General features: G+C 46.0%; 10 protein-coding genes and 1 pseudogene. 3 read left to right on the top strand and 8 right to left on the bottom strand.

Annotated elements, in window-relative coordinates:
• The 8 genes and pseudogenes from RYL88_RS08530 to glmU all read right to left on the bottom strand — a co-directional run.
• Window positions 1-381 (bottom strand): annotated as a pseudogene (locus RYL88_RS08530) (hypothetical protein); the annotation flags it as partial.
• Window positions 378-1,388 carry a tRNA pseudouridine(38-40) synthase TruA gene (gene truA, locus RYL88_RS08535; protein WP_314990573.1) on the bottom strand — a complete coding sequence of 337 codons (1,011 nt, stop codon included), beginning with the start codon at window positions 1,386-1,388 and terminating at the stop codon, window positions 378-380. The pseudogene RYL88_RS08530 and the gene truA, both read right to left, overlap by 4 nt.
• Complete coding sequence (locus RYL88_RS08540; protein ID WP_314990576.1) at window positions 1,389-2,414, bottom strand: LptF/LptG family permease; 1,026 nt, start codon at window positions 2,412-2,414, stop codon at window positions 1,389-1,391.
• On the bottom strand, window positions 2,407-3,213 hold the full coding sequence (locus tag RYL88_RS08545) for a prepilin peptidase (protein ID WP_314990578.1): 807 nt from the start codon (window positions 3,211-3,213) through the stop codon (window positions 2,407-2,409). Before RYL88_RS08545 ends, RYL88_RS08540 begins: the two co-directional genes overlap by 8 nt.
• 355 nt (window positions 3,214-3,568) lie before the next feature.
• Complete coding sequence (gene uppS / locus RYL88_RS08550) at window positions 3,569-4,270, bottom strand: polyprenyl diphosphate synthase (protein WP_314990580.1); 702 nt, start codon at window positions 4,268-4,270, stop codon at window positions 3,569-3,571.
• A gap of 1 nt (window position 4,271) precedes the next feature.
• Window positions 4,272-4,952 (bottom strand): hypothetical protein, encoded by a 681-nt coding sequence (locus tag RYL88_RS08555; protein WP_002950177.1) that lies wholly within the window; start codon window positions 4,950-4,952, stop codon window positions 4,272-4,274.
• Window positions 4,949-6,124 carry a bifunctional phosphopantothenoylcysteine decarboxylase/phosphopantothenate--cysteine ligase CoaBC gene (coaBC, locus tag RYL88_RS08560; RefSeq protein ID WP_314990583.1) on the bottom strand — a complete coding sequence of 392 codons (1,176 nt, stop codon included), beginning with the start codon at window positions 6,122-6,124 and terminating at the stop codon, window positions 4,949-4,951. Before coaBC ends, RYL88_RS08555 begins: the two co-directional genes overlap by 4 nt.
• Window positions 6,111-7,430 (bottom strand): bifunctional UDP-N-acetylglucosamine diphosphorylase/glucosamine-1-phosphate N-acetyltransferase GlmU, encoded by a 1,320-nt coding sequence (gene glmU / locus RYL88_RS08565; protein WP_314990585.1) that lies wholly within the window; start codon window positions 7,428-7,430, stop codon window positions 6,111-6,113. The genes coaBC and glmU overlap by 14 nt, the downstream gene beginning before the upstream one ends.
• A 151-nt stretch (window positions 7,431-7,581) precedes the next feature.
• On the opposite strand from glmU, the gene RYL88_RS08570 reads away from it, so the two are divergent.
• The 3 genes from RYL88_RS08570 to RYL88_RS08580 all read left to right on the top strand — a co-directional run.
• Window positions 7,582-8,724 (top strand): PepSY-associated TM helix domain-containing protein, encoded by a 1,143-nt coding sequence (locus RYL88_RS08570; protein ID WP_314990587.1) that lies wholly within the window; start codon window positions 7,582-7,584, stop codon window positions 8,722-8,724.
• Between the two features lie 311 nt (window positions 8,725-9,035).
• Window positions 9,036-9,803 (top strand): motility protein A, encoded by a 768-nt coding sequence (locus RYL88_RS08575; RefSeq protein ID WP_314399273.1) that lies wholly within the window; start codon window positions 9,036-9,038, stop codon window positions 9,801-9,803.
• 5 nt (window positions 9,804-9,808) lie between these two features.
• Window positions 9,809-10,461, top strand: a 653-nt coding sequence (locus RYL88_RS08580; protein ID WP_314990589.1) for a flagellar motor protein MotB, incomplete at its 3' end; no start/stop codon positions are given.

Raw genomic sequence — 10,461 nt, forward strand, 5'->3', positions numbered from 1 at the left:
TTGGTCTTCGCCGTAAAAATTTACGCGTCTGTATATTCCGCTTTTATAAAATTCGTTTGCACTGATGCCTTTTTGAGGCTCGTATGTAAAATTACTATCTATATCGGCAACTACCGTGCTAATAAAAACGTTTTTGTAGAAGTTCCTATACTCTTCCAGCGTTTTTTCTACTTTTGGAATCCTCGGCGTGACGTATATCGGGATGACTGCAAATGAAAGAAAGAATATTTCAAAGCGTCGCTCCATAATAATAAAAAGTAGTATCGGCGCGATAAAAGTCGTTATAGTCATAAACGTAGCGTATTTTTTGACTACTTTTTTGCACTCTTTTTGCTTTTGCGTTACGGCGGCGATGGCTTCTTTTATTTTTGGGTTTATCATTCGTAAAAAACTCGGGTTAGATAAAGGCCGTTTGGCGGCGCGGGGATACGCGTGAGCGGCTTTTGCTCGTAGATAGCTCGGCGTAAAAGCTCTTTTGCTTTGAGAAAATTTGCATCGCGGCAACCGCTTGAGTTTTTGTTGCTGATTTTTGGGCGACTTTTTTCGGTATCTATGCTTGCGGCTTTGTTTAAATTTGAGTTTGTAGCGTCAAAATTTGAGATACCGCAAACCGCGTGTTCGGCGCTCAAATTTACGCTTTCGTCGCTTACGGTTAAGTTTTTTTCGCGACTGTTTTGGTTTAAATTTGCCTTGCCGTCCGGTTTTGCCGTCTGCGCGCATTCAAATTTAAACTCCAGCGCGTCTGTTTCTTTAAATTTGCCGTTTTTGGCAAGCTCTAGCGCCTTAAGGACGCTAGCGACCATGAGGCGAACCTGGGCGCGCAAAAAGCCGTTTGCTTTAAAAACGATGATCGACCGCTCGCCGCGCGCGTAACAAAACGCTTTTTTGATGCTCCGCACTGGGCTTTTGACGTCGCTGCCAAGCTTCATAAACGCGCTAAAATCATGCTCTCCGACAAAAAGCGCAAGCAGCTCGTTTACTAAATTTAGATCAAATCTCGGCAAAAAAGTCTCGTAAGGCGCCAAAAAAGGCGAAAACTCGCCGTGATTTACGGCGTATCGGTAGGCTCTGGCCGTAGCGTCGTAGCGCGGGTGGAAGCAGTCCTGCGCGCGGCTTATAAATTTAACGTGAACGGCCGGGTGAGCGTGGCGGTTGATGAGCGATCTTAGGCGCGTAAAGTCGCTAAAATGCTCGCCGCACTCGACGCAGGCTACTTGGTTGTTTGCATGCACGCCCTTATCGGTGCGCGAGCTTGAGATTATCTTGCTAAAAATGCCCACATGCGCTAGAGCCGCGCCCAGAGCGTCCTCGACGCCGTTTTCGTGCGGCTGGGTCTGCGAGCCCTGAAATTTCGACCCGTCGTAGCTAAAAACGAGCTTAAGACGCACTTAGTATCTTTTTAAAATTTTAGCCCTAAAGCTAAAAATCGAGGCGATAAAAAATAGCGAAAATATCGCCGCAATCGCGATAAAAACTCGCGAACTAAAGAGCATAATAAGCGTAAAATAGCCAAATAGCACGCCAAATATCCCAAAATACACAAAGCCCTTTTCGTAGCGGTAGGTCACGATGCCCAGACTCAAAGCAAAAAGCGTCGTCGCTAGCGGGAAAAGCGCGATGAGAACGTAGGTAGCAAAGTCCTTGGCACGCTTTTTATCCTCGCTCATCATTTGCCAATACTGCCAAAACGACTTCGTCTGCGCGACGCTATCCTCTTGGACGGTGCGGATTTTCATCGTGCCAAAGTCCGTTTTATGCCACGAGGTATCGCCGATATCGTAAATTTTACCTTCAGCTAGCGTAAGCTCAAGCGTGGCATTGCTATTAGTTAAGCGAGCGTTTTTAGCTAGAACGAACCTATGCGCGCCCTCTTTTGGCGAATAAAGCGTCACGCCCTCGTAAAGAGTGCCGTTTTCATCGTCCTTTTCGTTTTGAATAAAGACCATCCAGTCGGAGAATTTTTGCCCGAATTCGGTTGTTTTTAAATTTAGCTTGGCGACGGTTTTTTTGTACGAGACGAAATTTGAGTTTAGCTCCGCAGCCGTAGGGATCAGCACTATCGCAGTGACGATGAGAAAGGCTGAAACCGCGCCGCTAACGATGAGGAAAAATTTAGCGATCCTAACGGGCGAATATCCGAGCGTAAAAAGCACGATACTCTCGTTTTCGCGAGAAAGCCTGAAAAAAACAAGCGCAAGAGATGCAAAAAACGCGATCGGCACGGTAAAAAGCAGCACTCTTGGCAACATAAACATATAAAGTTTAAAAAGCTCTAAAAACGTAATCTCGATATAGGAGGTGATACGCGCGATCTGTATAAAAAACACGATCGACATGATGAGAAAAAGCGTCGCAAATAGCGATGCGAACGTGCCTAGAAAGTTTGATAAGAGATAGCGCGCCGTCCTATCCATAAATGAGCCTCATGAGTAAAAAAAACTGATCCTTAAACGCATAAACGATAAGCGTAGCAAGGCTTAGAAACGGCACGAAAGGCAGCTCGTATCCGCGCTTTTGCACGATAACGTATGCAGGCAGCGTCAGTAGCGCCGAGACGTAGATCGCCATGAGGCCTAGCTTGATACCTAAAATAGCACCCATAACGCCTGCGATAAAAATATCTGCAGAGCCCATGGCTTCGCGCTTGAGAGCTAGGCTAACGAGCGCGCGAAGTAGCCAAAAAGCAAACATAAAAATCGCGGCGTTTATAAACGAATCAAAGGCCTGTAAAAGCCCCTCCGAGTCAAAAGAGGCGGGGAGATTAAATCCGTAAAGCAGCGAAAATGCGACGCTAGCAAAAAGCAGGGGATCGGGAACGGCTTTGTAGCGAAAATCAATGAGGCTAAGCGCTAGCAGCAAGATAAAGCAGATACCAAGCATCGCCGCCTTAAAAATAGCGGCGTAAAAGCCGTCTGCAAACATCTCTAGCTTGCTCGTTTCATAAAAATACGCAAGCACGCAAAGTAGGGCGCTAGCAAGCTCAATGAGCGGATACTGAAAGCTGATTTTTTCACTGCAAAACGCGCATCTGCCGCGCAAAAACAGCCACGCAAAAATCGGGATGTTGTGATACGGCTTTAGCGGAGTTTTACAGCTTTGGCAGTGCGAGGCGGGGAAATTTATACTCTCGCCGCGCGGCATACGGTAGATTAGGACGTTGCTAAAGCTGCCGACTGCGGCACCCAATATAAAAAACAAAACGGCAAAAAACATAACTCTCCAATTTAAATTTATTCCGTTTTTGCGAGCTTGCGCCAAAACTGAGCTTTTTAAACCAAGCCGCGACGTTTTAAAAGATAATCTTTGCGTAAAATTGCTGATTTGTCGCGTTAATTTGATCTAAATTTGCCTCGTTTTTTGCGCCGCAAAAATATAAAATGCAAAAATTTAAAGGCGATTTTAGCGAAATATTGCCTTGAATGATTTTAAATTTAAAGATTTGGGTTAAAAACTTATGCAAAACGGCGTTGCGGCAAGGCTTTTGGCTCGTAAAATTTAAAAGCCTTTTTTGCGAGCGGGTAAAATAAAAAGAGGTAAATTTAAAAGAGGGCGGCAGCTAAAAGCTCAATTATAGTCCGCCAAACCTTCTGTCTTTTTTCTTAAACTTAGCCGTTATCAAGGCTAGCTCCTCGCGCGTGAAATCTGGCCAAAGCGTGGGCGTAAAGGCAAACTCGGCGTAGCTAGCCTGCCAAAGCATAAAATTTGACAACCTCTGCTCGCCGCCGGTGCGCACGAGAAGGTCGATAGGTGCTGGCTCGTCGAGGCAGCATTGCAGGCTATCTTCGCTTAAATTTAGGGCTAGGTTTTGGGCGTCAAACTTTCCTCCGTTTTTCTCGCAAAATCTCCTAAAAGCTCTTAAAATTTCATCTTTAGCACCGTAGTTTAGCGCCAAATTTAGCTTTAGCCTAGAGTTTTGCGCGGTTGCGTTTTTGATACTGTGTATCTCGTTTTTTAGCTTGTCGCTTAGTGGACTTTCGTCGCCGATAACGTTAAATTTGATGCCGTTTTTGATAAAACTCTCGCGTTTTGAGAGCAAAAATTTATGCAAAAGCTCCATCAAAAACGCCACTTCGCTTTTTGGGCGCTTCCAGTTTTCGGTGCTAAATGCGTATAGGCTCAGCACCGCCACGCCCTCGTCGATGCAAAACTCGCACATCTGCTCCACGACGTTCGCGCCCGTTTCGTGCCCTTTAGTGCGCAGCAAACCGCGGCGCTTAGCCCATCTGCCGTTGCCATCCATTATGATAGCTAGGTGATTTAGCTCGTTCATTTTAGCCCTTAAAATCAATTATTTTGCCGCTTGGATCAAAAAAAGCGGCGATGTTTTGCGTCGTTTGCGCTTCGCAGTCAAATTCATTTCGCAAGAGCCTAGCGACCTTGTCAAACGGCGTCTGCGCGCTGATTATCCTGGCGCCTTTTAGCGTAAAAATAATCGGAGCAAAATTTGAAAAAACGAGGTAAATTTGACTCGTTTTAGCTCCGTCAAATTTCATCTGAAAAACGCCTTTTGCGCCGTTATAAACAAACGAAATATTAATGATATTTTTTTGTAGCGCAAGTAGCATTTGAGCTAGATTTTCAAAAGATTCCCGCGAGTCTGCCGCGCTAAGTCCGTTAAATATATATTCATAAAACCAGTTTAGATCGGGCTCGCTTATCAGCCTTTCTATCAGCGCGAGTCCCTCAGGCGCGGCGTAGGCTAAATTTGGCTTTTTAAAGAGATTTCTTATCACGATATTTTCGGTGCCGCTTGCGATCTCGCCCCAGTATTCGCCGTCCACGTCGAGGCTTTTCATGCTTTTCGTGCTTAGGATTTTGTTGCCCATTTTGAGATTGTAGCGATTATAGCCCGTCTTTTCGGCGACTTTGATGCTGATAGGTAGGCTCGCGTTTAGAGCCGTGCCAGCGCCGCCGCTTGCGATTTTTTGCACTCGTGAGACAGGATTTATCATAGCGTGCTTGCTAAATTTACGATTTGCCGCGCCGCATCCTCTTTGGACGTTAGCGCGATATTTTGTGCGCCTCGATGCGTTATGAAGGTGATTTGCGTGCTATCCGAGCCGAAATTTACCTCGCCGCCAAGCACGTTTAGGCAAACGGCGTCGAGGCTCTTTTTTTCAAGCATATTTTTTGCGTTTTGCATGGCGTTTGCGGCGTCCGTTTCCATTTTAAAGCCGATTTTTTTGACGTTATTAAAATCCGCCAAAGAGCCTAAAATATCCTCGTTTTGCGCTAGTTCTAGCGTCCAAATTTCGCCTAAGTTTTGCTTTTTTAGCTTGCCTTCAAATTTGGTTTTTGGAGCATAGTCGCTAACCGCAGCCGCCATCGCGAGTAAATTTGCGTCCGTCAAATTTGCACGTAGCAGATCTTTTAACTCCGCCGAGCTTTGAAATTTTAGCGTTTTATAGGGCGCGTTTGCGGTCTCAAAGCTAGCTATGAGCGTCACGTCCGCGCCCGCGTAGTAAAATGCGTCCGCCAGCGCTTTTGCCATCTTGCCGCTAGAAAAATTCGTGATCGCCCGCACGTCGTCGATCTTTTCGCTCGTGGCGCCGCCCGTTACGACCACCTTTTGTCCTTTAAATTTTGGCTTTGTTAGCATTCTTTTGGTTTCGCAAACGATCGTAGAAACGTCTGCCAGCGCGCCTTTGCCCGTGTCGCCGCAGGCTAATATTTTTTCTACGGGATCGATAAATTTTACGCCTCGTTTACGTAAAATTTCGATATTTTCTCGCGTGGCGGGATTTTCAAGCATCTTGTTATTTGCGGCGGGCGCTATCAAGACGGGCGCGTCCGAGGCTACGAGCGTCTGCATAAAGACGTTATCGCAGATCCCGCTTGCGTATTTATTTATCGTATTTACGGAGGCTGGCGCGATGAGGATTAGATCGGTTTTGGCGTAGGCGATGTGATTTAGCCCGTCCTGCCAACTCTCCGTGCGCGAGGTTAAAATTTTATGCTCGCACAGCGCTTCAAAGCCCGCTTCCGAGCAAAATTTGAGCGCTCCGTCGCTAAGCATAACCCGCACGTCCGCGCCTTCTTTTTTTAGCGCGGATAAAATTTCATAAGCCTTGTAAAAGGCGATACTGCCGCAAACCGCGAGCAAAATTTTTTTATTTTTTAGCATTTTCGTCGCTTTTTGCGCCGTTAAAAAATTTATAAAAAAAGCCTTCTTTATTTACCTGTTTCGTGCGGCTGATGGCTAGCGCGCCGCTGGGTACGTCGCTAGTTACGGTGCTTCCCGCGGCGATTAGCACATCATCGCCGACTTTTACGGGAGCAACTAGCTGGGTGTCCGAGCCGATAAAGACGTTTTTGCCGATGATCGTTTTGTGCTTGGCTTTGCCGTCGTAGTTGCACGTGATCGTGCCGCAGCCTACGTTTGTGCCGCAGCCGATCTCGCAGTCGCCCAGATAGCTTAGATGGCCTGCTTTGACGCCGTTTAGTCTCGCCGCCTTTAGCTCGACGAAATTTCCGATGTGAGTGTTTTTGATCTCGCATTTTGGGCGTAGGTGCGCTAGCGGGCCGACGTCAGAGTCCTCGATGACGGAGTTTTCTACGACCGAGCCGCTTTTGATGACGGAGTTTTTAATGAGGCACTCTCCGATGACGCTTACGTTTTCTTCGATGACGCATTCGCCTTCAAATTTTGCTCTAGAGTCGATGTAAATGCTATTTGGCAGACGCATGAGCACGCCCGCTTTCATCAAATTTTTCTTGATCTCCTCCTGCATCAAATTTTCTGCTATGCTGAGCTGAAATTTATCGTTTATGCCCATGAAATTTTGCTCTTCGACGCTGATAGCCCAGCACTTTAGACCGCGCTCGTTTGCGATTTTTATCGCGTCGGTTAGGTAAAATTCTTTCTGCGAGTTTTCGTTGCCGATGAGAGGCAAAATCTCGCGCAAAACTTCGCTTTTAAAGCAGTAGCAACCGGCATTTGCGCTTTTTATCATTTTTTGCGTCTCGGTCGCGTCTTTTTGCTCGACGATGGCTTCTACTTTGCCGTTATTTATGATCACGCGGCCGTATCCGTAGGGGTCTGCGGCCTCAAAAACGCTTAGCGCGATGTCTGAGTTGCCCGCGCTTAGGCGGATTAGGTCGTTGGTTTTGATAAGCGGCATATCTCCGCACAAAATCAGCGTTTTTTCGCTACTTAGCGGGATGTTTTTTAGCGCGCCCGCAGTGCCCGGGAACTCTTTTAAATTTTGTTCGTAAATTTTAGTTTGGGGGAAAATTTCTTTGATTTTGGCTTCCACTAGCTCTTTTTGATAGCTCAAAACCACGCTCACGTCGCTACTGATCTCATAAGTCTTGCGCAAAATATGGATAATCATCGGCTCTCCGCAAAGCTCGAAAAGCACCTTTGGTTTGGTTGATTTCATCCTCGTGCCAAGCCCCGCGGCAAGCACCACTACGCCGATATCGCTCATCTTTTTTCCTTGTTTAAATTTGAGCGATTTTATCTCAAATTTGCTAAATGCGGGATTAAGGTTTTTGCGATTAACAAAATCTTAAGGATTAAACAATATAATCACGACCTTTTAGCATAATCAAAATCAAATTTACAATAAAGGATACGGTTTGTTTTCATTTTTTAAAAAAATGCTTAGGAAAAATAAACTTTTGTTTAATCTCCACCTGATTTTGTCGATAGTTTTTACTATTCCGCTACTTCTTATCGGCGTTACGGGCGCGATTTTGTCGTATCAAAACGAGCTTGAGGAGCTTATAAATTTAAACTCCGTCAAGGTCGAAAAAACCGGCGAAATGCTAAGCGTGGAGAAAATTTTGCAAAGCTTTAGCGAGCAAACGGGTGTCAAACAGCCCGCAAGGCTAGTGCTGCAAAAAAGCGAAAACGAAGCGGTCAAAATTTATGCTAATAGGAGCGAAGCGTATTTGGTTAATCCCTATACCGCGCAAATAATCGGCAAGGACTACGGCACCGCTTTCGTGCGCACGGTTATGTCGCTGCACCGAAATTTAGGCCTTGCGCTAAGCGGCGACAAAACTGCGGGCGAGGTCGGCAAGCAAATAGTGGGCGCAAGCACGGTTGCTATGATAATCCTCGTGATAAGCGGCGTTTGGCTGCATTTCCCACGCCTTAAGCAAAAATTTTCCGCAGCTATCACGCCGAATTTTAAGCTCAAAAAATACGCCCTTTTTCACAACCTGCACACGAGCCTAGGCGCCTTAAGCGCGGTAATCTATCTAGTTATCTGTTTAACGGGTCTGACGTGGTCGTACCGCTGGTATAGCGATATGGAAATGAAACTTTTCGTCAGTTCGCAAAATATGCCCCAAAACGAGTCTAAGCCGGCTCCCGTAAAAGACGAGGCTAAAAAGAGCGCCGAGTATAAATTTAGCGATGCGCAGAGAGCTTACGAGATATTTAAATCAAGCGGCACGGAGTATAAAGAACTTAGCTTGATGCTAGCAGCCGGAGATAAGATAAACGTCAGATACTACGAGCCTGACGCACCTAGTACGGCTTTTCCTAAAATGACGTCCGTAGACGTAAAAGAGGGCAAGATGACGGAACAAAAGCAAACCGAGGGCATAACGGCCGGCATGGTAAAAAGCGCGAACTACCAGCTGCATACGGGATATTTTTTCGGGATTGCAGGTAAAATTTTGTGGTCGGCGGTTTCGCTTTTGATGGTGCTTTTTATATTTAGCGGATTTTATATGACGGCAAAAAGGGCGTTTAAGCCAAAAAGAGCTTAGCTAAGCTTAGCCTAGCTTTGCGCCTCAATACTTAAAATTTTACCTTAAAATAGATCAAATTTAACTCTAGTAAAGGCGGTAGATTTGCCGCCTTATCAGCCGAATTTATGCCTAAAATCGCGCCTATAAACGTTAGGATAAATTTTATCTCCCAAAGCGCGCAAAAATCGAAATTTAAACCAAAATGCGGTTTTTGAAAAAAATTATGCCGGTTTGGAACGTATTTTGCAAATAGTTAGCCTGAGTTTAACTGTTTTTTCAACTAAAAAAAACTAAAATACAAACCAAATTTTATAGGTGGAAAGTTCAAGATGGATTTAGGTAGCGTCGTCGGTTGGATAGTTGTTATGGTGCTTTTGCTCGGTTCGATGCAAATGGGCGTCGGAATCGGAGCTTATATCGATATTCCCTCGGTTTTGATCGTTTTTGGCGGCACGATTTGCGCTTTGATGATCGGCTTTAAGATGGAGCAGATAAAAAAGCTAGGCACGTTTTACGGTATTGCCGCAAAACCAAAAACCTATAATCTGCCCGAAATCGTAAAAAAAATGGTCGAGTACTCTACAAAAGCTCGCCGCGACGGTATCTTGGCGCTTGAGAGCGACGCAAATAACGAAACCGATCCGTTTCTAAAAAAAGGCTTATCTATGGCGGTTGACGGCAACGAACCGGACGCCATCAGATCTCTACTTGAGATAGATATGGAGCAGGCTAGCTCGAGGCACGGCGATAATATCAAAATTTTCGAACAAATCGCGGGTTTTGCGGGCTCGATGGGCATGATCGGTACGCTCATCGGCCTGGTTGCGATGCTAATGAACATGTCCGATCCTTCGGCTATCGGTCCGTCGATGGCGGTCGCTCTTATCACGACGCTTTACGGAGCGATGATAGGAAACATCCTAGGCTCGCCCGTGGCAAACATCCTAAGCATCCGCGACAAGGATGAAGGCACGGCAAAGGTGTTGATGCTAGAGGGCATAATGGCTATCCAGGCAGGCGACAACCCTAGGACGCTTGAAATGAAACTGCTATCGTTTCTGCCGCCTAAAGACCGCGTTAGTCAGTTTGATAAGTAGAAAAAATGGCTAAAAAGTTAATCGATCCAAGCGACTGCCCCAAATGCTTGCCCGAGTGGCTTGCGGCGTTTGGCGACTTGATGTCGCTTTTGCTTTGCTTTTTCGTACTGCTTCTTTCGATGAGTACGATGGACGCAAAGAAGCTAGAGGCCGCGATCGGCTCGCTAAACGGAGCGCTAGGTGTGCTTGAGGGCGGCGCAAAGCCTGATGTGAGCGCCGAGCAAAATCAAGACGACCATGCCACCTCAAACAAAGAACGCACGGGCGTGAAGTCGAATTTCGAGCAGACGCTGCGCTCTATCAACGAGCTTTTGCACGCTAGCGGCTCGCCTGAAATCACGTTTGAGGAGAGCGAGAGCGGATTTGTGATTAGACTGCCCGCAAATTTACTCTTTGCAAAAGATGACGTAAGCCTAGCAAATAAACTTATTGATATCTGTGGTCTAACAAGCCTCAAAAATGCAAAGATTAGCACCCTTTCTGGCGGCCAAAAACAACGCGTAGCACTTGCACGTGCAGTTATGAGAAGGCCTGAAATTTTACTGCTTGATGAGCCACTAAGCGCACTTGATAATGCCATGCGTGAAAAATTGCAAAACTATTTATTGGCGCTTCATGATGAATTTAAGATGAGCATCGTCTTAGTAAGCCACGATAT

It is taken from the genome of uncultured Campylobacter sp., from assembly GCF_963517995.1.
GTDB lineage: Bacteria > Campylobacterota > Campylobacteria > Campylobacterales > Campylobacteraceae > Campylobacter_A.